The organism is Oleidesulfovibrio alaskensis DSM 16109, from assembly GCF_000482745.1.
Classification (GTDB): domain Bacteria; phylum Desulfobacterota; class Desulfovibrionia; order Desulfovibrionales; family Desulfovibrionaceae; genus Oleidesulfovibrio; species Oleidesulfovibrio alaskensis.
In genome coordinates this window covers 135,914-159,932 of sequence record NZ_AXWQ01000006.1, presented here as the reverse complement: position 1 = coordinate 159,932, position 24,019 = coordinate 135,914, and the positions used below count along the sequence as shown (strand labels likewise).

General features: G+C 59.7%; 23 protein-coding genes and 1 pseudogene. 10 read left to right on the top strand and 14 right to left on the bottom strand.

Going from position 1 to position 24,019, the window contains the following annotated elements; genetic code table 11:
* Positions 1-80 precede the first annotated feature (80 nt).
* Genes H586_RS0105795 through mqnE form a run of 4 tightly spaced genes read right to left on the bottom strand, consistent with a single transcriptional unit; the run spans position 81 to position 4,307 of the window.
* Positions 81-1,148, bottom strand: a complete 1,068-nt coding sequence (locus tag H586_RS0105795) for a DUF429 domain-containing protein (protein WP_027181561.1) — start codon at positions 1,146-1,148, stop codon at positions 81-83.
* 59 nt (positions 1,149-1,207) lie between these two features.
* Positions 1,208-2,083, bottom strand: coding sequence for a menaquinone biosynthetic enzyme MqnA/MqnD family protein (locus H586_RS0105790; protein ID WP_011366858.1), 876 nt, complete (start codon positions 2,081-2,083; stop codon positions 1,208-1,210).
* On the bottom strand, positions 2,080-3,195 hold the full coding sequence (gene mqnC, locus H586_RS0105785; protein ID WP_011366859.1) for a cyclic dehypoxanthinyl futalosine synthase: 1,116 nt from the start codon (positions 3,193-3,195) through the stop codon (positions 2,080-2,082). The genes H586_RS0105790 and mqnC overlap by 4 nt, the downstream gene beginning before the upstream one ends.
* The gene (gene mqnE / locus H586_RS0105780) at positions 3,192-4,307 is read right to left on the bottom strand and encodes an aminofutalosine synthase MqnE (RefSeq protein WP_011366860.1); all 1,116 of its coding nucleotides are present in this window, start codon (positions 4,305-4,307) and stop codon (positions 3,192-3,194) included. The genes mqnC and mqnE overlap by 4 nt, the downstream gene beginning before the upstream one ends.
* Before the next feature lie 164 nt (positions 4,308-4,471).
* Between mqnE and H586_RS0105775 the strand changes: the two genes are divergently transcribed.
* A complete protein-coding gene (locus tag H586_RS0105775) occupies positions 4,472-5,308 on the top strand; it encodes a 1,4-dihydroxy-6-naphtoate synthase (RefSeq protein ID WP_011366861.1) in 837 nt (278 codons plus the stop codon).
* A gap of 12 nt (positions 5,309-5,320) precedes the next feature.
* Here the strand turns inward: H586_RS0105775 and H586_RS0105770 are convergent, their stop codons facing one another.
* The 5 genes from H586_RS0105770 to cbiD all read right to left on the bottom strand — a co-directional run bounded on the left by H586_RS0105770 (position 5,321) and on the right by cbiD (position 10,626).
* Positions 5,321-6,295, bottom strand: a complete 975-nt coding sequence (locus H586_RS0105770; protein WP_027181560.1) for a 4Fe-4S binding protein — start codon at positions 6,293-6,295, stop codon at positions 5,321-5,323.
* A gap of 158 nt (positions 6,296-6,453) precedes the next feature.
* Positions 6,454-7,266 (bottom strand): precorrin-4 C(11)-methyltransferase, encoded by an 813-nt coding sequence (gene cobM, locus H586_RS0105765; protein ID WP_051363880.1) that lies wholly within the window; start codon positions 7,264-7,266, stop codon positions 6,454-6,456.
* Complete coding sequence (locus H586_RS0105760; protein ID WP_011366864.1) at positions 7,256-8,113, bottom strand: substrate-binding periplasmic protein; 858 nt, start codon at positions 8,111-8,113, stop codon at positions 7,256-7,258. Before H586_RS0105760 ends, cobM begins: the two co-directional genes overlap by 11 nt.
* A gap of 3 nt (positions 8,114-8,116) precedes the next feature.
* Positions 8,117-9,328 carry a bifunctional cobalt-precorrin-7 (C(5))-methyltransferase/cobalt-precorrin-6B (C(15))-methyltransferase gene (locus tag H586_RS21015; RefSeq protein WP_011366865.1) on the bottom strand — a complete coding sequence of 404 codons (1,212 nt, stop codon included), beginning with the start codon at positions 9,326-9,328 and terminating at the stop codon, positions 8,117-8,119.
* Between the two features lie 65 nt (positions 9,329-9,393).
* On the bottom strand, positions 9,394-10,626 hold the full coding sequence (cbiD, locus tag H586_RS0105750) for a cobalt-precorrin-5B (C(1))-methyltransferase CbiD (RefSeq protein WP_027181557.1): 1,233 nt from the start codon (positions 10,624-10,626) through the stop codon (positions 9,394-9,396).
* A 193-nt stretch (positions 10,627-10,819) separates the two neighbouring features.
* Between cbiD and H586_RS0105745 the strand changes: the two genes are divergently transcribed.
* Entirely contained in the window at positions 10,820-11,290 is a 471-nt protein-coding gene (locus H586_RS0105745; protein WP_148204110.1) for a MauE/DoxX family redox-associated membrane protein, read from the top strand.
* A 52-nt stretch (positions 11,291-11,342) separates the two neighbouring features.
* The gene (locus H586_RS0105740; RefSeq protein ID WP_011366868.1) at positions 11,343-11,864 is read left to right on the top strand and encodes a rhodanese-like domain-containing protein; all 522 of its coding nucleotides are present in this window, start codon (positions 11,343-11,345) and stop codon (positions 11,862-11,864) included.
* A gap of 190 nt (positions 11,865-12,054) precedes the next feature.
* Here H586_RS0105740 and H586_RS0105735 read toward each other — a convergent pair whose 3' ends face one another.
* The 5 genes and pseudogenes from H586_RS0105735 to H586_RS0105710 all read right to left on the bottom strand — a co-directional run bounded on the left by H586_RS0105735 (position 12,055) and on the right by H586_RS0105710 (position 15,931).
* The gene (locus H586_RS0105735; RefSeq protein ID WP_027181556.1) at positions 12,055-13,341 is read right to left on the bottom strand and encodes an L-cysteine desulfidase family protein; all 1,287 of its coding nucleotides are present in this window, start codon (positions 13,339-13,341) and stop codon (positions 12,055-12,057) included.
* A 49-nt stretch (positions 13,342-13,390) separates the two neighbouring features.
* Positions 13,391-14,116, bottom strand: a pseudogene (locus H586_RS18290) (cation:dicarboxylate symporter family transporter); the annotation flags it as partial.
* A gap of 18 nt (positions 14,117-14,134) precedes the next feature.
* Positions 14,135-14,509 (bottom strand): RidA family protein, encoded by a 375-nt coding sequence (locus H586_RS0105725; protein WP_011366871.1) that lies wholly within the window; start codon positions 14,507-14,509, stop codon positions 14,135-14,137.
* Positions 14,510-14,742: 233 nt separating this feature from the next.
* Complete coding sequence (locus H586_RS0105720; protein WP_027181555.1) at positions 14,743-15,414, bottom strand: helix-turn-helix transcriptional regulator; 672 nt, start codon at positions 15,412-15,414, stop codon at positions 14,743-14,745.
* A 214-nt stretch (positions 15,415-15,628) separates the two neighbouring features.
* Positions 15,629-15,931: a M24 family metallopeptidase gene (locus H586_RS0105710; RefSeq protein WP_081701789.1), complete on the bottom strand. Its 303-nt coding sequence runs from the start codon at positions 15,929-15,931 to the stop codon at positions 15,629-15,631.
* Between H586_RS0105710 and H586_RS18285 the strand changes: the two genes are divergently transcribed.
* The 7 genes from H586_RS18285 (at position 15,918) to H586_RS0105675 (ending at position 24,019) form a co-directional block, all read left to right on the top strand.
* Entirely contained in the window at positions 15,918-16,535 is a 618-nt protein-coding gene (locus H586_RS18285) for an SLBB domain-containing protein (protein ID WP_234702937.1), read from the top strand. The genes H586_RS0105710 and H586_RS18285 overlap by 14 nt on opposite strands.
* Before the next feature lie 18 nt (positions 16,536-16,553).
* Entirely contained in the window at positions 16,554-18,062 is a 1,509-nt protein-coding gene (locus H586_RS0105700; RefSeq protein ID WP_011366892.1) for an XrtA system polysaccharide chain length determinant, read from the top strand.
* Between the two features lie 97 nt (positions 18,063-18,159).
* Complete coding sequence (locus H586_RS0105695; protein WP_011366893.1) at positions 18,160-19,047, top strand: XrtA-associated tyrosine autokinase; 888 nt, start codon at positions 18,160-18,162, stop codon at positions 19,045-19,047.
* 29 nt (positions 19,048-19,076) lie between these two features.
* Complete coding sequence (locus H586_RS0105690; protein ID WP_011366894.1) at positions 19,077-20,240, top strand: XrtA/PEP-CTERM system-associated ATPase; 1,164 nt, start codon at positions 19,077-19,079, stop codon at positions 20,238-20,240.
* A gap of 145 nt (positions 20,241-20,385) precedes the next feature.
* Complete coding sequence (locus tag H586_RS0105685) at positions 20,386-21,648, top strand: TIGR03016 family PEP-CTERM system-associated outer membrane protein (RefSeq protein WP_027181552.1); 1,263 nt, start codon at positions 20,386-20,388, stop codon at positions 21,646-21,648.
* A gap of 54 nt (positions 21,649-21,702) precedes the next feature.
* Positions 21,703-22,617 (top strand): XrtA system polysaccharide deacetylase, encoded by a 915-nt coding sequence (locus H586_RS0105680; protein WP_027181551.1) that lies wholly within the window; start codon positions 21,703-21,705, stop codon positions 22,615-22,617.
* Positions 22,610-24,019 carry a phenylacetate--CoA ligase family protein gene (locus H586_RS0105675; RefSeq protein ID WP_027181550.1) on the top strand — a complete coding sequence of 470 codons (1,410 nt, stop codon included), beginning with the start codon at positions 22,610-22,612 and terminating at the stop codon, positions 24,017-24,019. Before H586_RS0105680 ends, H586_RS0105675 begins: the two co-directional genes overlap by 8 nt.

Here is a 24,019-nt window from a genome sequence, read left to right as displayed (position 1 = left end):
AAGAGCTATGCGGGGCTTTGCCGGAACCGGGAGCAGGCAGGGGGCAGGAGATGCCGTCCGCCGTGCTGTCCGCCGTGCTGTCAGGCCGGTGCTGTGGTGCCGGAACCATGCGGCTGCGGCGGGCAGAACATATCCTGCAGGGCTATGCAGCCCTCGTGGTACATCCTCAGGTGCGGGACAGGCGGCATCCCCGCGTCACGCCGCCGTACCGCCAGTGCCGTCAGCACGGCGCACAGCAGCGCGTCTGCAAAGTCGCCTGCGGTGTCCTGCAGCATTGTCTGATACAGTTGCGGGCGGACCGAAAGTGCAAGCCCCCCGATGGTGCGGCAGTATTCCGGCAATGCTTCCAGCAGTGCGGCCCGCGCCTGTGTGCGCTGCTGCCGTTGCGCTCCGGTGCCGTCTTTGTAGCGGGGCGGGTTGCCCAGTACCGCGCGTGCCGCCAGTGCAGGGTATACTTCAATGGCTGTGCGGCTGTCCGCTGTGGGGCGCAGCAGGGGTATGTTGATGCCGCATGATGCCAGCAGCGGCACCAGAGCATGAAACATGCGGCCCACCGGCACATAATTGAGCCTCAGCGGGCTTTGGGCGGCTGTCTGCGCGTCGGTAAGGCGCAGCGGCAGCTTGTGTCCTGCGGGTCTGGTGTTCATAAAGGCATATATCGTCTGCCGGAAAGCTTCCTTGTCCAGTTGCGCCAGACTGCTGACGTAATCCTGCCAGCAGGGCAGCTCAGATGCCGGTTCGCAAAGCGGCGCGGCCTTCCGTAGCGGTGTGCGGCTGTCGCGCTGCGCCTGCTGCCACCAGTGCAGAAAAGCGGCCGGCAGGCCGAACGGCATATCAAAACCGGCTATCCACGGACCCTTATGGGCGAGCAGATGCTCCAGACTGGCAGGGGGGGCGCAAAGCAGCATTTCCGCCTGCCACGGGGTATTGGCGCCGGTATGGCGGGGCAGGCCGTGCAGCGCGGTTACGGCATGCAGCCGGTCGATGTGCAGGGTGTCTGCCTGCAGTATTCCGGCGGCACAGGCCAGCGGTTTGCGCCTGCCGGGTGCGCTGGTCACATCAATGCCCAGCACCGTGAGCGGTCCGGCGCAGAGCGGTCTGGCACAGAGCGGCGCGGTGGAACGGGGCGGAGAATCGGTACTGTTCATGGGGTGTCCGGCAAAAAAGGCCGCATGCTCCTTGCGGGCATGCGGCCTCCGGTCTGCGGTCAGGGTGCGGTCCGCCGCGTGTGGACGGCATGGTCGTAAAAGACGAGTTCGGGGGCGCGTTCCAGTTCTCCGGCTTCCACCAGCTTGCTGTAAAAGGTGCGCAGTCCTTTCTGCGCCTCTTCACCCATGGTGTAGACCAGTCCCCGGAAGTATTCCACCAGTTCATCGCGGCTCAGAAAGTCGTGCCGTGCGGCCAGATCAAGAATGGTGTCCATATGCTGTGCGCCCCAGTCGCGCCCGCCCTGCAGCAGGGCGCAGGGGTCGGTGTCAAAGCGGCCGGCGGCAACGGAATCGCGGCTGACAACCCATACGCCGAAGATAAAGGGCAGCCCTGTCCAGCGGCGCCATGCCTCGCCCAGATCAACTCTGTACGGGTACATGGGGTGGTTGCGCAGCCGCAGAGCCTCGTCGCCGATGGCCAGCAGGGCCTGGGGCGGATTGTGTGACTGTATCTGCTCCGAAGCGGAGCCTGTCCGGTAGGTGACGTTGAGCCCGTAATGGTAGCGCATGATGAGGCGCAGCAGCGCGGCAGACGTATGTGACTGCGATGTGGTCAGTATGGTCTGGCCCTCCAGTGTTTCCACCGGCTGGCGCGAAAGCAGGATGACGCTCATGACGGGGCCGCAGCTGCCGATGGCAAGGTCGGGTACCAGATAATACTGCTGTGCGTTGCGCGCATATTCTATGGACGACGTGGATGCCACGTCCAGTTCGCCTGCGGCCATCAGTCTGTTAAGCTCTGCGGGAGGGCCGTATACCAGTTCGTACCCGCTTCCGGCTGCGTCTTTTTCCAGCGAATGGTATATGGGCAGCACATTCAGATACGAAATGCGCCCGATGCGCAGGGGGCGTTTCTGTTCCGCCGGGCGGCTCATGCGTCGCCCTCCGGCCTGTTTTCCACGTAGGTGTAATCCATGGTGCGCTGGCGGGGCACAAATCCCGCAGCGCGGATGACGTTGTGGATTTCCTGCCGCGACATGCGGAAGCTTACACCTGCGGCGGCCACCACGTTTTCTTCAATCATCAGCGAGCCGAAGTCGTTTGCCCCGAAGTGCAGTGCCAGCTGCGCCACTTGAGGGCCCATGGTGACCCATGAAGCCTGCACATTGTCAAAGTTGTCCAGCACGATGCGTGATGTGGCCAGCATGCGCAGATAGGCGGGCGAAGGCTCGGTGTCGCGCTGGATGTTGGTGTTGCCGGGCTGGAATGTCCACGGGATGAAGGCGGTGAAGCCGCCGGTTCTGTCCTGTACTTCGCGCAGAGCGAAGAGATGCTCAAGCCGGTGGCGGGGTTCTTCTTCGTGTCCGAACATCATGGTGGCGGTGGTGCGCAGCCCCTGATAGTGCGCTTCTTCCATTACGGCAAGCCAGCGCGAGGCGCTGCATTTGTTGGGAGCCACGCGTGCGCGCACTTCGTCCACCAGAATTTCCGCGCCGCCGCCGGGAATGGAATGCAGCCCTGCGGCGCGCAGTCTTTCGATGACTTCGGCTATGGTTACGCCTTCCAGTTCGGAAAAAAAGACAATTTCAGGCGGTGAAAAAGCATGGATATGGATGGCGGGGTATGTTTCCGCAATCCAGCGGATCATGTCTTCGTAAAACGCAAGGGGCAGGTCGGGGTGGTGCCCGCCCTGCAGCAGAATCTGCGTGCCGCCCAGTTCCAGCGTTTCTTCAATTTTGCGGCCCAGTTCTTCGCGGGTCAGCACATAGCCGTCTTCGTGTCCGGGCGGGGCGTAAAAAGCGCAGAACCGGCAGGCACACACGCAGATGTTGGAATAATTGATGTTGCGGTCGGCCACATAGGTGACAACGGCTGTGGGGTGCTTTGCCATGCGCACGGCATGGGCCAGCTGTCCCAGCGTGAACAGGTTTGCCCTGTCGTACAGGGTTGCCGCTTCGGCTTCGTTTATGCGGCTGCCGTCCAGCACTTTGGCGCAGATGTCCAGCACTTGGCGCGGTTCGTCAAACGGGGTCAGAGTGGCGTTCATAGCGTGGCCTCCACAGGATTGAAATGCGTATCGCGCTGCACGGGGGTAAAGCCCGATGCCGTGATCATGTGCCGCAGGCTGCTGATGGTAAGCCCCTGACCCGAAGATGCGCCGGCTTCCTGACCGATGCGTTCTTCCACTATGGTGCCGTCCAGATCGTCCGCACCGAAATACAGGGCGGTCTGGGCCATTTTGATGCCCATCATGACCCAGTAGGCTTTGATGTGGGGGATGTTGTCCAGCAGCAGTCTGCTGACGGCGATGGTACGCAGCCTGTCCAGGCCCACATGTTCGCCTCTGCGGTCTTCAGGCAGTTTAAGCAGACTGTTTTCTGTCAGGAACGGCAGAGGAATGAAGCAGTTGAAACCACCGGATACGTCCTGCTGACGGCGCAGCCTGTCCAGATGGTCCAGCCTGTCGTCAACGGATTCGATGTGCCCGAAAAGCATGGTGCAGTTGGTGGTGATGCCCAGCCCGTGGGCTTCGCCGGCAATGCGCAGCCACTCCTGCGCGGTGGCTTTGCGCGCGCAGATGCGTTCACGCACACGGGGGGCGAAAATTTCCGCGCCGCCGCCTGGCATCGATTCCAGCCCTGCGGCTTTCAGCCGGGCAAGCACTTCAGCCGTGCCGATGCCCGCCAGTGTGGCAAAGTGGGCAATTTCCACTGCGGTAAAGGCCTTGACCACGATTTCGGGACGCTGCTGCTTGATGCGGCGTATGACGTCTTCAAACCATTCCAGCGGCAGGTCGGGGTGACAGCCGCCCACGATGTGCACTTCCGTGAAGGGGGTGCCTTTGTCGTCCAGCACGCGGTCAACGATATCCGAGGGCTGCATGACATATGCCCCCTGCTGGCCGCGTTCGCGCTGAAAAGCGCAGAACAGGCAGCCGTTCACACATATGTTTGTGTAATTGACTTGCCTGTTGAGGACATAATAGGTTCTGTCTCCGTGCATGCGGGTGCGCACGTGGTGGGCCAGTGCCCCCACCGCGGTGATGTCGGGACAGTTGTACAGCAGTTCGCCGTCTTCAAGAGACAGGCGCTCACCCGCCGTGACTTTATCAAAAATCTCGCCAAGGCCCAGCATGGCGTATCTGTCGGCATTCAACATGGTTTCCTCCGTCCTTGCGCCGGTGCGTGAAAAGGGCCGGAAGCCGCACGGGCACAGGCCGGTGAGTATCGGCCTGCAGCGGCGCGGTGTCAACCGTGTGACTAATCTTTAGGGCAGATGTGTTTTTGCGGTGCGGGCGGTACTGTTTTTTTTCCGGAGAATTAATGATGCAGCAATACAGTCTGGGTATATCGCCCTGTCCCAACGATACGTTTATTTTCGGTGCGCTGGTGCAGGGGCTTGTGGCGGTGCCGCACAACTATGAAGTGCGGCTGGCCGATGTGGAGGAACTGAATGCCCGGGCGGCGCAGGAACTGCTTGATATCACCAAGTTGTCGGTTGCCGTCATGCCGCAGATTCTGGACCGGTATGTTCTGCTGCGCGCGGGCGGGGCGCTGGGCAGGGGCTGCGGGCCGGTGCTGGTGGCCAGAAAGTCTGTGCCGCTGGAAACACTGGCGGAAGCCGCCATTGCCATCCCGGGCCGCATGACTACCGCAAACCTGCTGCTTTCGCTGCACGGCATGCATCACGGGCCGCGGCCCGAAATGATTTTTGATCAGGTGATGCCCGCAGTTGCCCGCGGCGAGGTGGATGCCGGTGTGGTCATTCACGAGGGGCGTTTTACTTACGAGGCCCACGGGCTGGTCAAGCTGCTTGACCTCGGCGCATGGTGGGAGCAGGCCACAGGGCTGCCGCTGCCGCTGGGCGGCATTGCCGTCAGACGCAGTCTGGGTATGGAAACAGCATTGCAGGTGGAAGATGCCATCCGGCGCAGCCTTGCTTTCGCGCGGGAAAATCCGGAGCAGCTGAGGCCTTTTATCCGCCGCCATGCGCAGGAATTGGACGACTCCGTCATTGACAGCCACATTGCGACGTTTGTTAACGACTATTCCATGAATCTGGGGACGGAAGGCATGCACGCCATTCGCACACTTGTCACCATGGGTGCCCGGGTGGCAGGGCTTCCGCTGCCCGAAGCCCCCCTTTTTGCGGGTGACTGAGCGGCCCGCAGGTCAGTCGGCACGACCGGCGGAGCAGGTGTCCGCCGTCACGGCTGCCGCTGTGCCGGTCAGGTTGTCCGGTTCCAGCGGCAGACCTTTTTCCGGCGCCCGGCGCAGGCTGACAGCCCGCGAGGGACACAGCAGTTCACAGATTCCGCAGCCCATGCATTCTGCCGTGTCCACCCGCGCCGTGGTTTCAAGCACCCTGATGGCACTGAACTGACACTTGGCTTCGCAGGCGCCGCAGCCTGTGCATGCCCCGGCATCCACCTGTGCAAGATAACCGGAGGAAGCCAGCATGGGCAGCCCCGCAAAGTGTGCCTTCATGGCTCCGCAGCAGCATGAGCAGCAGTTGCATATGGCGTAGTAGCGTCCCAGCAGGGCTTCTTTGAAAAAAGCGTGCGAAACATGGCCCCGTCTGTTTTCTCTGCGCACCACATCCAGCGCTTCCTGCTGGGTTATGCGGCGCGATTTTTCCGGATGATGCTCCAGAATGAAACCAGCGAACGGTTCACCCACAATCAGACACACATCAACAGGGGTGCAGTGATCCGGTTCTGAAAGGCGGCATGGGCAGTCCAGCAGGGCTATATGGTCGGGATGCTGCAGAATGATGGCACGCGCCATGGAATAGGGAATGACTTTTTCCAGATCGGGGACAGTTATTTCGCGCCGGACGGTGATAAGTTTGCGTGCGGCGGCCGGGGGGATTGTTTTTCCGTGATAGGTATCGGCAAAGCCGCCGGAGCCCTGCGCCGGTGAATCCGGACGCCACAGCCCCAGCATATTGGCGATGCGTGCCAGAGGTTCCCCCATTTTTTTCGCCAGCGGGTGTGTTCCCTTGCCCATGGCGATATAAAAATAGGGCCAGCGCATATAAATGTAGCCGTGCAGAAACTCGGCAACAGACTGGCCGCTGGAGCGTGATTCCCGCCAGAACGCTCTGGTGGAAGGGGAAATGATGCTGTCGAAAACGCGCTGCAGCATGGTGTGTCTCCTTGCATGAGTCGTTTCCGGCTATCCGTGGGTGCTGGGCCGGAATCGGAGCGTCTTGTCCCCCTCCGTTCCGTGGTGGTTTCAGCAGGTGCTGTTTTTCGGTTCAGTCGCAGTCAGAAAGGCACCGGCGCGGCAGTGCCGCGCTTCCGTTACTTGCGCCAGCCGTGCGAAAAATCTGAATCATACAGTCTGGAACACGGCGGTGAAGCTGCATCGGGGTGCTGTATACCACTATGCATGGAATTGCCTGGCAGGACAAGAAAGACCGTCTGCCGGTTGAGCTTTTCCTGCTGCACGGTGTCCGTCAGCGTTGCCAGCGTGCATTCCACCAGACGCTGGTCCGGCCAGCCCACCCTGTATGCGGCGATGATGCGGGTGCTTTCGGGCAGTCCGCCGGCGCGCAGTTCTTCGGTTATGGTTTCGGGCAGGGCGGCGGAAAGATATATGGCCATGGCTGTTCCCCGCCGTGCAAGATGCCGCAGCTGCTCGGCTTCGGGCACGGGGGTGCGCCCCTGCACGCGGGTGATGATCACCGACTGGGTGATTTCGGGCAGCGTGAGCGAAACGCCTGCCGCGGCGGCTGCCGCAAAGGCTGATGTGACTCCGGGAACAACGCCGCAGGCGATGTTTTCCAGCGCCAGCAGGGCCATCTGTTCGCGGATGGCGCCGTACAGGGCCGGGTCGCCGGTGTGGACTCTGGCCACCAGACCCCCGCTGTGCACGGTTTCGCGTATCATGGCATGTGTCTGCTGCAGGTTCATGGGCGCACTGTCGGCCACCACGGCGTCCGGACGGGCACAGGCAACCACCTGTGGCGGCACCAGCGAGCCTGCATACAGCACCAGATCCGCCTGCGAGATGATTCTCTGCCCCTTGACGGTGATCAGCTCGGGGTCGCCGGGACCGGCGCCGATAAACCAGACTCTGGGGTCCGCCGGGTTTGCGGTCACGCTATTCTCCATAATAGGTTCCGATGAAAACGCCGCGTATGCGCCGGGCCGTTCCGTCCTGCCGGATGCTGTCCAGCCCGCTGCAGAACTGCTGTGCCATGCGGGCGTGTTTTTCTCCCGGCCCGAAGACGATGCGCGGGAATACCTGTTCCACCACTGCCAGCTGCACCACGCTGCCCAGCGTGCCGTAGCGGCGTGCCAGCTCTCTGCCCAGCAGCAGGTCCATGGGCATGATATCCAGCCTGTCTTCCAGCAGCGCCATGTAGCACTGCGTGAAGTCGGCAAAAATCGTGACGTTGCGCAATACGCCCTGTTCCAGCGCTTTGTCCAGTTCCGGGCCGTAACTGTGGCCCCGCACTATGCCCACGCGGGTATCGGCCAGAGAGCGCAGACTGCCGGTGAACTGCCAGGGGGAAAGCCGGCGCGTGAATATGGTTATGGTTTCAGGATTGGTGACCGGCGTGTCGCAGAATGTTCCCAACTCAGCGCGCTGTGCCGTGCGGTACAGGGGAAATGCTGCATCCACCTCTCCGCTGCGCAGCAATGCGGGAATGCGGTCAAGGGGTTCCTGCCGCAGAATGACACGCATGCCTGCCCGGTGCGCGGCGATTTTCACGATATCCACCATCATGCCTTCCGGGCTGCCGTCGCGTGCCTCGGTGTAAGGCGGGTAGGGATGCACGGCCACCACAAAGGGAATACTGTCTTTTGCGGGCAGCGGCACCTTGATGGACGGCGGAGGAGGCGGAGGAGGCACCGCGCCGGAAGCGGCGGCCTGCAGTGCCGGACCCAGCACCACGGCCGCACCGAACCACAGTATGGTCAGAACGCGGCACAAGACAGAGGTGATGTACGGCACGGCTTACTCCGGACGCTGGGCGGCTATGATAAAGACGGGATTGTTGGCGTCCAGCCGCAGGTCACCGGCCAGCGGCACGGCGCATGCAGACTGCACCTGTGTGATTTCGTACGGCCAGCCCATTGCGGTGAATGCTTCCCGCGCACGGTTCAAAGACCCCAGCAGCACGCAGTGGGCCACAATGCGGCCGCCGGGATTGAGCCGTGAGCATGCCTGATGCAGCACTTCGTCGCCGGAGCCGAGTCCGCCGCCCAGAAAAATTCTGTCAGGGGCGGGCAGATCGTCGAGACAGGCAGGCATAGTGCCGTGCACCACTTCAACCTGCAGCGCCCCGAAGCGGCGTCTGTTGGCGCGGATGTGCTCAACGCGGGCCGCCTTGCGTTCCACGCACCACACCACGCCCTCACCCACCAGACATGAGGCTTCCATGCCCATGGCACCGCTGCCTGCTCCCAGATCCCACACCGTCATGCCGTGCGAAGGACGCAGCGCGGCAATGCCCGCGGCGCGTATGGGCCATTTGGTCACCAGTCCGCCGTCGCTCAGCAGTTCGTCGTCGGGTATGCCGGGGGCGAGCACACGCTCGGGGCCGCCTCTGCGTTCTATGAGAACGGTATTCAGTGACGAAAAACTGCGTTTGACGGCATCCTGCAGAGAGTAGCGGTCGAAATGCTCGTTGGGCTGTCCCATGTTTTCAAACACCCAGACAAAAAACCAGTCGGCGCCTCTGTCCAGCAGCCACTGGGCAATGGCCGAAGGAATGCTGCGGCCGTCTGTGAGCACGCAGACCCACGGGCTTTGCAGCAGGGCCTGCATGAGCGGACGCATGTCGTCGCGTCCGTGTAGCGATACCACCCTGATGCCCTGCCACGGCACTTTGGCGCGTGCGGCAGCAGCCTGCAGCGATGTGATATTGGGCCATATGCGCACGCCTTCCGGTCCGAATTCATCCACAAGGCGCGCACCTATGCCGAAAAACAGCGGGTCGCCGTCGGCCAGCACCACCACGGATTTACCCTGACTTTCCAGTCTGGCTATGTTTTCCAGCATATCGCCCAGCGGCGCCGTGATGAGCAGCTTTTCTGCCGGATGATCGTCAAAAAGGGCCAGCTGACGCTTGCCGCCCACCAGAACCTGAGCGCTTTCGACAACATCGGTATGATATTCCGGCAGCGAGTCGGCATCCATGCCGAGACCAACCACATCAATGGTCATTGTCGCCTCCTGCAGTTATGGCATCGGGTTGTTTGAACTATGGTACACCATGGCGCATGCGGGGGCTAGTCATGTGCCTGCGCCAGATGCCGTCCGTCAAAATCAAACAGATGGACGGTGAGCGCCGGTGCCGTGCCGGTGTGGTTCCGGGCAGCCTTCAGCGCTTTTACGGCCAGAGCCTTGAGCACACGGGGCAGCGCTGCGGAATGCTCCATAATGTCCAGCGCATGCCGGGCGGTATTGGCCGCGGCCACCTGCTGCGCCAGTTCTTCTTCCAGCCCGGCGTGCCGGCATGCCTGTGCCAGCGTCCGGAAGTCTATCTGCGCCGCATGGGCGTGTGTGTAGCTGTGGCCTTCCCCCAGTTTGACCAGCTTGCCGAAAAAACACCCCCAGACAATATGCTCAAAAACTTCCTGTGCTGCCTGTCGCAGCGAAAATTCTGCAAAGTCGGCAACCTGAACGAAGGCGGTTTCCGGTTCGTGCGGGTGCAGCTGCATGAGCAGACGCTCGCTGCGGCGCCCTGTGGAAAGATAGACGGTCTGTGCACCCGTGGTGCGCGCCACCTTCATGCCCTGAACGATGGTGGCCCGCCATGCGCCGTGGCTGTATGGCTTTACCGTGCCGCGCGTGCCCAGAATGGAAATTCCCCCGCGGATGCCCAGTCTCGGGTTGAATGTTCTGGCTGCGCGTTCTTCGCCGTCGGGTACGCATATGGTTACTTCCACCCCGCCGGAGTATCCGTGCCGGGCGCACTGTTCCAGTACGGCGGCGGCTATCTGCCTACGGGGTTCGGGGTTGATGGCGGGTTCGCCGGGGGGCACCGGCAGACCGGGCAGAGTCACGACCCCCACACCGGTGCCGCCGTAAATATGAATATCCAGACATTGCGAGGCACGGTGCAGGCTGCCGTCGCCGTTGTCCAGCGCCTGTGCAATGCCGGTCATGGTCTGCGCGCTGATTGTTATGCGTCTGCCCCGCCATGTGTCTTCTGCGGGAGGAGGCGCACTGCACAGCGCCACATGCGCCTGTATGACACTGCCGTGGGTTGCGTCAGGGTCGTCGCCTCCGTCTTTGACCACCTGCGCTGCGGCCTGTGCTGCGGCTGTCCGGCTGCATGCCGATACCGGTACGGTAAGCCGCTGTATATTTCCGCGGGCATCGCCGCAGAACGGGGGCAGTGCCACAGAAACGGCCTGAGAGCTGCCGCCGGTGAGCAGCAGCTTTACAGCGGCGGCTGCCGCTGCGGAAGCTGCCGTGCCGGTTGTGAATCCTTCCCGCAGTTTTTTTGCTTTCGCCATGGGGGGCGTTATACGCGCATTTACTGTTACGTCCAAGGGGGCGCGGTGCGGCTGCCGCTCAGGAAGGCGGCTTTTTTATTGATAGCGCGGCCATGTAATTATCAGGTTTGTCTATGCGTTATTGTTTTTTCATTTCTACTATCAATTTCATTTTGCCGCCGGCTGAGGCTATCGTGCGCGGAACCATAAAGGCATGGGTATTATGATGTTACGGTTTGTATCCTCTGTCTGGACATACAGGGTTGTGCGCCTTGCTCTGGCGGTGTTGTTTCTGGTGGCTGGTGCCATGAAGCTTGCCGATATGCAGGCTTTTGCGCGGGTCATCGAGGAGTACCGCATGCTGCCGCAAGCCGTTGTGCCGTGGGTGGCTTTTCTGCTGCCGCTGGCAGAGGTTGCCGCGGGAGTGCTGCTGTTTTTTGACAGGCGCGGCGGTCTGACTGCCGTGACGGCAATGCTGCTGCTTTTTCTGGGGGTGCTCGGGTATGCCATGGCTGCCGGTCTTACCATAGGCGACTGCGGCTGCTTTGAACCCGGTGACCTGCCTGAAGGTGTGGAGGACGGCAGCGCGTTACGCGATGCCTTTGTGCGTGACGTTGTTATGCTGGCGGGCGCATGTCATCTGTACTGGTGGCGCATGCGTGTAGCCGGAAGAGTTTTTCTGTAACCGGAAAACAGCCGGATCACCTGTAACTGCTGAGCCTGAGGAGGAAAGGAAAATGAAAAGGATTGTATCCCTGCTGGTGATGTTGACCGCGGTGCTGGCGCTTTCAGCCTGCAACATGCCTTTTATGTCTTCTGAAAACGAACTTGATCTGGAAACAAAGACGGTCAAGCTGGTTAAGGAAGTGCAGCGCGGCGACTATGACGTGGTGACCACCGCAGAGCTGAAAAAGTGGATAGACGAAGGTCGTTCCATGCTTATCGTGGACACCATGCCCTATGAAGCTTCCTACAAGAAAAATCATATTCCCGGCGCGGCTCAGTTTCTTTTTCCCATTCCTGATATGAATGAGTGGGACATGAAGGAAACCGGAGACAAGAGTCAGGCTGAATTTGAAGCCATGCTGGGTCCCGATAAAGACCGTGTGCTGGTTTTTTACTGCGGCTTTGTAAAGTGCACCCGCTCGCATAACGGCGCAGCCTGGGCACGCAAGCTGGGCTACACCAATGTCTACCGTCATCCCGGCGGCATCCGTGCATGGATAGAAGCCGGATACCCTGTTGATTCCATCAAGTAGCCACGCCGCAGACTCATCGGTGTATGTTCACCCCGCACGGGTTGCCGTGCGGGGTGTTTTTTATGCGCGGGGTACGTCCGGTTTGTGCGGCTTCCGGGCAACCATGCAGAAAGGCGCAGCATGGGGGCTGCGCCTTTCATATGGCGGAAGTAACGCTGTTCCGGCCCGTTGCCGGTCTGTGGCGTCAGATTCAGGGCTTTTTGGAAACCATGATGTCCAGCACCACCCTGTCGGCTTCCTGCATACCGTCACTGCCCAGTCGGGCAAGGTTGGCGATGCACAGCTCTATGTCGTCTTCCACAATGCCTTCACGGCGGTCTATGCCTATGCCGTCCATGGCAAGCATTGCGGACTGCAGGCCGGCGCTTACCGCCGAAGCCACTTTCATGGCGCATCCGGTTTTGGCTCCGTCGCAGATCATGCCAGCCACGTTGCCCACCATGTTGCGTATGGTGCGGTCCACCTGTTCCATACCGCCGCCCATCAGCAGCACTATGCCGCATCCGGCTGCCGCCGCCGCCACAGTGGCTCCGCACAGTGCGGAAAGCCTGCCAAGGCGGTGCTTCATGTGAATGGACGTCAGGTGACTCATGATAAGCGCGCGGGCAAGCTTTTCGTCGCTTGATTCCAGACGCTTTGCAAAAGCCACCACGGGCATGGTGCAGGTTATGCCCTGATTGCCGCTGCCCGAGTTGCTCATGACCGGCAATGACACACCGGCCATGCGGGCGTCGGAGGCGGCGGCCGTCAGTTTGACCGCCAGCGTGCTGACATCGTCGGACATCAGGTGCTTGCGTATGTTTTCATCAATGGTGCGGCCTACTTTCAGGCCGTATTCCCTGGCCAGACCTTCCACGGCAATGGCTTCGTTCAGCCGTGCCGCTTCCAGTATGAAGGCTATGGCATCATACGGTGCCTGCGTGGCGAATTCGTGAATGGCCGCCATGGTCAGAGGCCATTTTTCTTCCACGCCGCCCTGTGACAGGTCCTGCACAGGCACGGAGAAGACCGTCTCGCCGTCGCGTTCCAGCCGTACGATGTTCGAGTGTTCGTGCACCAGCACGCTGCGGGCCGTATGTCCGCCGCCGGTGACCGTGACTTCGGCGTACAGCAGCGGAGCGCCCTGAGCCACGGAAACGTCCACTCTGCCTTCTGCCACCATCTGCCTGCCTGCTTCGGCCTGCTCCGGTGTCAGTCCGGCCAGCACTTCAAGACCGCGCTGCGGGTCGCCGCCCAGTGCACCTACGGCGGCAGCTATGTTCATGCCGGTGGTGCCTGTTCCGGGCACACCCACACCCATGCCGTTTTTCAGCAGATTACCGCTGACCTTCACTTCTATGCGGTCGGGCGTCCGGCCCAGAGTTGCTGCGGCATGTGCGGCTGCAAGCGCCACCGCGACAGGTTCGGTGCAGCCCAGTGCCGGCACAACTTCCTTGTGCAGCAGGTCTATATATCGGGACCATTCCGGTTTGAGCATATATATATCCGTTTCTATGGCGTTGTCATGGAGATGCGGCGGAACGTGCCTATAGCTTGTGCCCCGAAAGCTCTCCGTTTCTGTTGAATATGCCTTCGAGCATCAGGGCAATAGCACCGTCGCCGGTTACGTTGCATGCCGTGCCGAAGCTGTCCTGCAGAGCAAAGATGGCAAGCAGCAGGGCAACGCCCGCGGGGTCGAATCCCAGCACGCCCACCACAATGCCCAGCGAAGCCATGACCGTGCCGCCGGGCACGCCCGGAGCGCCGATGGCGAATACGCCGAACAGGATGATGAACACGAACATGGTGCCGAAAGCGGGCATGTGGCCGTACAGCATCAGCGAGATGGTCATGGCGAAGAAGGTTTCGGTAAGTACTGAACCGCACAGGTGGATGGTGGCGCCCAGCGGCACGGCAAATTCAACCGTGTCTTTGGAAAGCACCCGTGAACGCGATGCGCATTCCAGTGCCACGGGCAGTGTGGCGGCGCTGGACATGGTGCCCACGGCGGTCAGATAGGCGGGCGGGTAGTGGCGCAGCACCTCGATGGGGTTGCGGCGCGAAACAATGCCCGCAATGGTGTACATGACGGCCAGCCAGATGAAATGGCCCAGCAGCACCAGTACGATGACCTTGAGGAATACCGGCAGCTGCCGTGTGAGGCTGCCTTCGTAGGCAAGGCCGGCAAAGGTGGTGGCAATGAAGAAAGGCAGAATGGGAATAACGACGCGGCTGACAACCTGCATCATTATTTTTTCCAGTTCACCCAGCAGCTCCGGCTTCCCCCTGAATTACCGGCGCGCAACCACTTCTATTTCCACTCCCGCGCCCAGCGGCAGGGCAGCAACCTGAACGCAGCTGCGGGCGGGAAAAGGCTCGCTGAAGTAAGTGGCATACACTTCGTTCACTTTGGGAAAGTCGGCCATGTCGGCCAGAAAGACCGTGGTCTTGAATACCTGCTTCAGGCTGCAGCCTGCGGCTTCAAGCACGGATTTGACGTTTTCGAGCGCCTGTCTGGTCTGTTCCGAAATGTCTTCGGGCATGACTTTGGTGGCAGGGTCGATGGGCAGCTGGCCCGAAGTGAAGACAAGGTCTTGCGTTTCGGTGCCCTGAGAGTAGGGGCCGATGGCCCCGGGTGCTTTGTCTGTGGCAATAGCTTTGAACATAGCCGGGTCTCCTTTTTTCTTCCTTGCGCCCGGTGCAGTGCGTCCGTCACGTATCGCCCTGCAGCGGGTGCAAAAAAGTTGTCGGCAGCATGGTGCGGTTCCGCGGTGTTGGCTGGGTGGGAACCTTTCCTTGCTGCTGTTGATATTTTTTTATTGTGATAAAAAATTATTGTCAACGCGAAAATGCGGCACAGCAATAAAAAAAGCTCCCGCTTGCGGGAGCTTTTGTGCTGTCAGCCGGTGACGCGCTGCAGGTATCTGTACACGGTGGCTTCAGAGGCGGCCAGATGCCGCGCCACCACGGCCACGGCGCCCTTGAGCAAAAACACCCCTTTGTCATTAAGAGTGCGCACTATGGCAATTTTTTCGTCAGGCGTCATGCGTTCGGGGGGTATTTCGGCGCCGTTGACCACCTGCAGAATACTACTGCCGGTCAGGTCTTCCAGCGACTCGGCAAACGTTTCCAGCGAATGGCCGTTTTCCGGTTCGGGACGGGGTTTTTCCATGCGCCCCCGCTGGATGAAGCGCTCTATAAGGTCGCGCGCTTCCAGCAGGCCGGTGTTGTCCATGTTCAGACACAGCATGCCGGCCAGCGTGCCGTCGTCTTCGCGTATGAAATAGGTTGCCGAATGCAGCGCCCGTCCGTCACGCGCCTGTGACTTGTACCCGATGACAAAACTCTCGCGCTCCGATGTGCCCGCTTTCATCAGCTGCAGGGCAAGGTCGGTTATGGGAGAACCAACCCTGCGGCCGCTTATGTGGCTGTTGGCTATGGCCACCACAGAACTGTCGGGGCGCGAGGTATCGTGCAGCACGACCTCACAGTCTTTGCCCAAAAAGGTTCCCAGAAAGTCCACAAGCGGGATGAATCGCTGGATGGCGGCGGAGCGGTTTTCAACAGACACGGTCGTCCCTCGTTTGAAGTTTCAGTGTAATAAAAAATTATCGGAAAGCAAAAATTATGGATGGCTGTGAAAACTGTCAAGACAAGTTTGGTGCGGACAGCATAACCGGTGATTTCTGTGCCGCAAGGGATATCAGACAGCGGTTTGCAGTAACCGGCGGATAAATAAAAAAGGGACCGGAGTCCCTTATGGTATGCATAATATCCGCCGCGGGTTATCCGCGCATGGCTTCTTCGATTTCGCGTACGGTTTTGGGAATGGGTCTGCCCAGCACCTGCGGTCCTCCGGCAGTCACCAGCACGTCATCCTCTATGCGTATGCCGCCAAAACCGCTCCATTCGTGCAGCCTGTCATAACATATGAAGTCGGCGCAGCGCCGTTCTCCTGTCCAGCGGGCTATGAGGTCGGGTATGAAGTACACTCCCGGTTCCACGGTGAGCACAAAGCCTTCGTGCAGGGTGCGGGCCAGCCGCAGACCGCGCAGTCCGAACTTGGGTGAGGTTATGGCGCAGGGCAAAACGCCTCAGCAGCTGACCACAGAACTGTCGCGCAAGCTTGCCGAACTGGTACGCAACCCCATTGTAACCGTAAGCGTGACACAGGTGCGCAACAATTCGGTCACGGTGCACGGTGCGGGGGTGCAGGCGGCCGTGGTGCCGCTGGAACGCAGCACCACCCTGCTGGAGCTGCTGGCGCAGCTGTCTCCGGGAGATACGGCAGACTTTGACAATGCCTACCTTTCCCGTCAGGGGCGCAGAATAGTCTCCGGTTTTACCGGCCTGTTTGTAAAAGGCGAAACGGAAAACGATGTGGCTTTGCAGCCGGGGGACAGAATCTTCATTCCGTACCGTGCCGACCGCAATGTTTTTGTAATGGGCGCGGTGAACAACCCCATGGCCATTCCTCACCACGACGGGCTGAGCGTGCTTGAAGCGCTGCTTGAGGCAGGCAGTTTCAACAAATTTGCCGACAGGAACAATACAGTGATAGTACGGCATGACGGGGTGGAAAAAAAATCCATTGCCGTGCGCGGCGGCGATCTGGTGAACGACGGCGACCTGACCCAGAATCTGGAATTGCAGCCGGGTGACTACGTAATAGTGAAAAAGAGCTTTTTCTAGCGGATTCGCGGGGTCTTCATGAACACAATGCTGGATGATGTCGAGGCCGGTGGCGGCCTCGACATACTGCGTTATATACGGTTGCTCTGGGAGCATGCTCTGGCCTTCTGGCTGATGGCCGCCGTGGTTATGCTGGCGGCTCTCGGGTTCGCGTATTCGCTGCCCAAGATATATCAGGCCAAAAGCACTGTGGCCATTGAGCAGAACGTCATAAATGATCTGGTGCGCGGTATCGCCATAACGCCTTCCATGGGCGCTAAAATCCGTATTCTCAATGTGTCGCTGCTCAGCCGCTCTTCACTGCTTTCGGTGATGAAAGAACTGGACATGGACCTTGGCCTGAGCGGACCTGCGCTGGAGGAACGCATAACCTCCGTGCGCAGAAAGGTTAGTGTGGGGCTGGACGAAAAACGCGGTCTTTTTTTTATTTCGTACGAGAGCAGCAATCCTGTGCTGGCGCGTGATTTTGTCAACACCCTGACCCGCCATTACATAGAACAGAGCACCTCCGACAAGCGCGAGGAATCTTTTGAAGCCACCCGTTTTCTTGCAGACCAGATAGAGGTTTTCCGCAAGCGCATAGAAGCCGTGCAGGCGGAGATAGACAGCTTTAAAGCCAGCCGCGGCCAGATTCTGAATATGAGTGAACCGGCACTGCGGCGTGAAATTCAGATGGCGCAGGAAGAATTGCAGGCATTGCGTATCCGCAAGACAGATCTGCTGGCGCAGCGCGGTGTCATGCTGCGCAATACGCCGCTGCGCAACAGGCTGGAAACGCTGGAGGCGCAGCTTGCCGCCATGCTTGTCAGCTACACGGAAAAACATCCCGCTGTCATCAGGACAAAACAGGAGATAGAAGGACTCCGGCGTGAAGTGGCCCGCAAGGGGGAAGAAGAACGCAAGATAATCTACGGAACTTCCGAGTATCAGCGTATCAAGGTTGAGCTGACCGCCGTGGAACAGCAGGAAGCACAGCTTGTTTCTAAAATAGCGGACAACGAGCGGTTGCTGCGCGAAATTCCTTCGGTAGCGACGGAACTTGCCGATCTTGAAAACCGCAAGCGCAAGGAATCTCTTATTTATGAACAGCTTGTGGGGCGCTACGGACAGTCCGAGGTTTCAAAGCAAATGGAGCTGCAGGACAAGGCGGTGAGTTTCCGCATTATTGATCCGGCCGTGCTGCCTTCGGTACCGGTCAGCCCCAAGCGCTGGCTCATACTGTTGGCGGGCATGGCTGCCGGTCTGGGCGGAGCATTCGGGGTGCTTTTTCTGTTCGACCTGCTGAATCCGCGGGTGCGTTCGGTTGAAGACCTGCGCAGGCTGGGGTTTCATGTGATGGCGGTGGTGCCCAGTATTTCAGATGTAGCGGAGGAGCGGCGTATTTTCAGGCGTCGTGCCGCTGTGACGGCGTGCGGTGTTCTGTTGTGCGGTGGCGTGGTTGCCGTTGCCGCGGCGGAATTTCTGCAGCTGCGTTTTATGGAAAACTTTATCGCTGGTGCGGTCTTTACCGTAAAAAGCTGGTTTTAAGGCCGCATGGCCGGCATCGTTTGCAGACCTTTTTGCGGTGCGGTGGTGCGGTACACAACCTGCAGGTATATAACCGGTTTTTCCGGAGAGTATTTATATGAGCAGAATTGAACAGGCGCTCGCAAGGGCGCGTAAGGATAAAGAACATAACGCGGAAGATACGCCGCCACGCCCCGCCGGAGGCGGAGGTGCTCCGTCCGGAGTGCCGCATACTCCCGCTGAAGATTCAGGCGGGCCTGCCGGTCCGTTGCCGGCGCCGCGCGTTGCGGCAGCCCGGCAGGTGCGGCTCAGCCCCAAGCTTGTCACCGCCACTGCCATGCAGTCCGGTCTGAGCGAAGAATACAGAAAGCTCAAGGAACGGCTGGTCAAACTGACCAAGCGCAGCGGTTTTCAGAACATGCTGATGGTCACAAGCGCCCTTTCGCGCGAAGGCAAAAGCCTTACCTCCGCCAATCTGGCCATCAGTCTTGCACAGGAATTTGACCACACGGTGCTGCTTATCGACGCGGATTTGCGCGGGCCCACCTGCCATGAACTGCTGGGTGTGGCGCGTACTCCCGGCCTTACGGACTGTCTGCTTGACGGTACAGATGTGGGTGAGGCGCTGGTGCCCACCGGTCTTGGCAGGTTGTCGTTCCTGCCCGCGGGCAGGGCTGTGCCCAACCCCGGAGAGCTTTTTGCCTCCACCATGATGCAGGATCTGCTGCTGCAGATGAAACACCGCTACACCGACAGATATCTTATTATCGATACGCCGCCGGTGCTGCCGTTTTCTGAAACGCGTTCGCTGAGCCGGGTGGTTGACGGCGTGGTGATGGTGGTGCGTGAAAATGTGGCCACCATGGAAGACCTGCGGGAGTCGCTGGAAGCGCTGGAAGGTGCCACCATGCTGGGGGTTGTGTACAACAATGCACGCAGCGGCGGGGGCAGAAGAGGCCGTTACGGCTACGGCTACGGGTATGGCGGTTACGGTTCCGGCGCATAGCCGCATCGTGCCGCAACAACGGAGACACAGTGTACAACGAGTTTTTTCATCTGCGGACAAAGCCTTTCGAGCTGCTGCCCGATCCTGACTTTCTGTACCCCAGCAAAGCCCACCGCAAGGCGCTGGCGTATTTTGAATACGGGCTCAGTGAACGTTCAGGCTTCATACTGCTGACCGGCGAGGTCGGGTCGGGCAAGACCACGCTCATCCGGGAGATGCTCAAGCGTGATCTGGGCCGCATGGTTTTGTCCAAGGTGTTTAACACGCGGGTGGATTCAACCCAGCTCGTGGCCATGATCAATGATGACTTCGGGCTGGAAACGGCGGGCCGCGACAAGATGGTCATGCTGCGTGATCTGAATGATTTTCTCATAGATCAGTATGCGGCGGGACGGCGGGCTGTTCTGGTCATAGACGAGGCCCAGAACCTGAGTCAGGAACTGTTGGAAGAAGTGCGCATGCTGTCCAATCTGGAAACGGACAGCGCCAAACTGCTGCAGATAATTCTGGTGGGACAGCCGGAACTGCGCGATCTGCTGCGTTCACCTGCACTGGTACAGTTGCGCCAGCGCATACAGGTGCATTGCCACATTGCGCCGCTCAGTCAGGAAGAGCTGCGCGAGTATGTGCTCTTCAGGCTGGAACGGGCGGGCAACCGCGACGCCATGGAGTGGGGTGAGGGAGTTTTCGGGCTGATGCACGAGGCAACCCGCGGCATACCCCGACTGGTCAATATTTTGTGTGATTATGTGCTGCTTGATGCCTATGCCGCCGGACGGCGCAGCATAAACTCTGCGGAGTTGCAGGACCTGCTGGCGGAACTGGATTTTGAAAGACAGTTCTGGCCCGTGGATGAAACGTCGGCACCTGCCCCCGCCGCAGAGCAGCAGCGGCGCACTGCCGTACGGCGCGATGCTTCCAGTGTGGCCCGCCGTATGATGCTGATGCTGCAGGATCTGGGACAGCGGCTTGATGTGCTGGAACGCGGTTATGAAAAAAGCGGGCCGGACATGCTGGCGGATATGGCTGAACGGCTGGGCGCACTGGAAAAGCGCGTGACGGTGCTGGCCGGCAGGGTGGAGTCGCTGCACGCGGAAAGAATGCAGCGCGGGGCCGCACCGCAGGTACAGCCTTACCGGCAGAAGCCGGAACGGCGCAAAGGATGGTTTCGGCGGGTTTTCGGCGGCGATTGAGCCTGATTTTCCGCCTTGTTAGATATCGGTCGATTGACCTTGCCGGAGCAGTGGGGTACAGGGTTTGATGGCATAATTGGATACTGTGTGCGGTGGTTTCTTCTGCGGCACCTGTCAGGCAACCTGAACCCTAACGGAAAGAAACATGAAGTATTTCTTCCGGCTCCTTGTGGCTGTGATGCTCAGCCTGCCGCTGTGTGCGCAGGCTGCGGAAATCGATCTGAAAGCAGGTATCGGCGCGGGGGGCGAATATAACGACAACGTGGATGAACGCGCGGGCGGCCGCGGTGACTTCATCACACATGTCAAACCCACGCTGGGAGCCACCTACGAAGGGGGCAGGGTAACAGGATCGCTGCTGTATTCAGGCGACTACCAGTACTACAAAGACGGCACCTATGAAGACGATTATAACCACAAGCTTGCGGCCCAGGTGCTGGTCAATGCTGTCGAGGACTTTTTTTATATAAGCCTGACAGATACCTATAGTTCGGTGTATTCAGATGCACGGCGGGGTGAAGTCATTGAAGGTGACGAGACGTCTTCGTCCGGCACGGTGGATAAAAATGTGGCCATACTGTCGCCGTATTTTGTGCTTAATCCCGACGAGCGCACGCAGATAAATACGGGATACAGGCTGCGGGACGTGCGTTATGCCCAGAAAGACGACGGCACCAACAAAATTTCGCACGAGCTTTTTGCGGACGCGAACAGAGAAATTTCTGAACGGTTGAGCGGTCTGGCGGGGTATTCCTTTACGGTGGAAAACGCCGAAGAGGACGAGGGGTCTTCAGACGACCTGACGCGGCACAGAGTTTATGTAGGGGGCACCTACGACTATGCCGAAGACTCGCGGATTTCCTTGCGGTTCGGGCCCTCGTTCAACGAATACGACAAGGGCGGCTCCGCGGTGGAAATGTACTACGAAGCTTCGCTGGTGCACACATTCGGTTCGGTGGTGGGTACGCTTGGTTTCGTGCAGGATTATCAGGATGATCCTGATTCCGGCGAACTGCTGCTGACAAGTACATACTCTGCCGGACTGACAAAGATTTTTGACAGGGCAACCCTGTCGCTGAACATGCAGTACCGCGAATCGGAAGAGGCTGAAGATTCGGCCGGTGACGGTCAGGATTCGGGCAGCGGCACCACCCGCAGCTGGCGGCCTTCGTTACGGGGTACATATGAGCTTTCGCCCAGAGCCACGCTGGGCGGCGGCCTGACATACGAAAGCGAAGACGCCCCCGATGGTGTGACTGACCGCTGGTACTGTGATGCTTCGCTGTCGTACGCCATGCAGGAGAATGTTACCGCAAGCCTGACGTACAGATATAAAAGCGTGGACGAAGCGGGTGAAAACCCGTGGGCCGCAAACCGCATTATGGCCGAAGTCGGCGTCACGTTCTAACGTCCGTGAATCCTTCTTTCGGCGCACCCGCGCAAGCTGAAAGGAGGATACCGCATGCGCAATGCTCTTACTGTCGATGTGGAGGATTATTTCCATGTCAGCGCGTTTGACAGCTGTGTGCGTCCGGCAGACTGGGAATCAATGCCTTCGCGGGTGCAGGGCAATACGCTGCGCGTGCTTGAACTGTTTGAAGAGCTGTCGGTGCGCGGTACTTTTTTTATGCTGGGCTGGGTGGCCGAACGCCACCCGTGGCTTGTACGGCGCATTGCCGATGCCGGCCATGAAATAGGCTGCCACGGCTACGCCCACCGGCGCATAACCGCCCAGTCCCCCGATGTGTTCCGTCAGGACGTGCAGCGGGCGAAAAGCTATCTTGAAGATGTGGGCGGAAAGCCCGTAGTCGGGTTCCGCGCCCCCAGCTGGACCATCACCCGCAGCACATTGTGGGCGCTTGATATCCTCCAGCAGCTGGGGTTCACCTACGATTCCAGCATCTTTCCCATTCATCACGATATCTACGGTATGCCCGGAGCAGAACGCTTTCCGCATGTCATGCAGTGCGGCCAAGGGCTGCTGGCGGAGTTTCCGCCCAGTACCGTGGTGTTTTCTGCCGGCAGACGGTCTTTCAATTTTCCCGTGGCGGGGGGCGGCTATCTGCGTCTGCTGCCTGCACCGCTAATAGGCAGGGCGTATGCCGCGCTCAACAGCCGCAACCATCCTGCCGTACTCTACTTTCATCCGTGGGAAATAGACCCCGCCCAGCCCAGAATACCGGGGCGCGTTCCTCTGCGTTCGCGTTTCCGCCATTATCTTAATCTGGGGCGCATGGAGCGCAAGCTGCGCTATTTGCTGACCCACCACAGTTTTGCCCCCATGGCGCAGGTGCTTGAAGACGCGCTGGGCGCCGGCACAATGCAGACAGTATCTGCACCGCAGGGCAGCTTTTCAGGAGAAAACGCGCATGTCTGATTCCGCAGAGACTGTCCGCACCAATGCACCGGACTGGTTTTCGTATGTGGCGCGCCACGTTATTGCTCCCATGTGGGCGGTGTACGAACATTCACCGTATCTGCGTCACCTGAAAACCGTCAGTGCAAACCAGTACCGTCCGCTTGACGAAATGCGCGCGCTGCAGTGGGAACGCCTGCGCGGTCTCTTGCGGCATGCGGCTGCTCATGTGCCTTACTACCGTGCTCTGTGGGCTGCACAGGGCATAGATGCCGACAGCGTGCGCAGCTGGGATGATTTTTACGCACTGCCGGTGCTGGAAAAAGAACACATCCGCTCTGCGGGCAGGACCCTGCTGGCCGGTAATGTGCCGGAGGACAAACTTGTCTGGACAAAAACATCCGGTTCAACAGGTGTTTCGCTGGAGATAGCCAAGGATGAAGCCAGCCAGCAGTGGAAAAGAGCCTGCACCCTGCGCCATGACATGTGGGCGGGCTGGCGTCTGGGCGAACGTGTGGGCGCTGTGTGGGGCAATCCTGAAAGTTCGCAGAACTGGCGCCTCTGGCTGCGTAATCTGCTGCTGCAGCGCATGACCTTTCTGGACACGCTGCGGATGGATGAAGCGGCCATGAACGATTTTCACCGTACGCTGCTGCGTGTGCGGCCGGTGTTGCTCTTCGGCCATGCCCATTCTCTGTACCTTTTTGCTTCGTTCATGAAGGCCCGCGGGCTGTCGGGCATTTATCCGCGGGGTATCATCAGCACGGCCATGGTGCTGCACGATTTTGAACGCGCCATGGTGGAGGATGTGTTCCGCTGCAAAGTGACCAACCGCTACGGTTGCGAAGAGGTCAGTCTCATTGCCTGCGAATGCGAGCAGCATCAGGGGCTGCATGTAAATATGGACACGCTGGTGGTGGAATGTGTGGATGCCGATGGCAGGCCGGTACCTGAGGGTGAACCCGGAGCAGTGGTGGTAACTGACCTGAGCAACCTTGCCATGCCTTTCATCCGCTACCGCGTGGGTGATGTTTCACGGTTTATGGCCGGTACCTGCGCCTGCGGACGCAGCTATCCGCGGCTTGCCGCGGTGGAGGGCAGAATAGCCGACTACGTGCGCACGCCGCAGGGAGAGTTTATTTCCGGCATTTCGCTGACCGAAAATTTCGCCATGAAGCTTTCCGGCGTAAAGCAGCTGCAGATTGTGCAGGAAGAGCTGGATTATCTGGTGTTCCGCATGGTGCGCGGCGCCGACTGGCAGGATAGCGCGCTGGAGACTCTGGCGCAGCTGGTGTGGACCCGTTTCGGCCGGAGCATGCGGTACGACGTGGAGTTTACAGACTCCATACAGTCGGAAAGCAGCGGTAAGTTCCGGTTCTGTATTTCCCGACTGGCCGAAAAACCGTTTTCACCGGGAGCATAG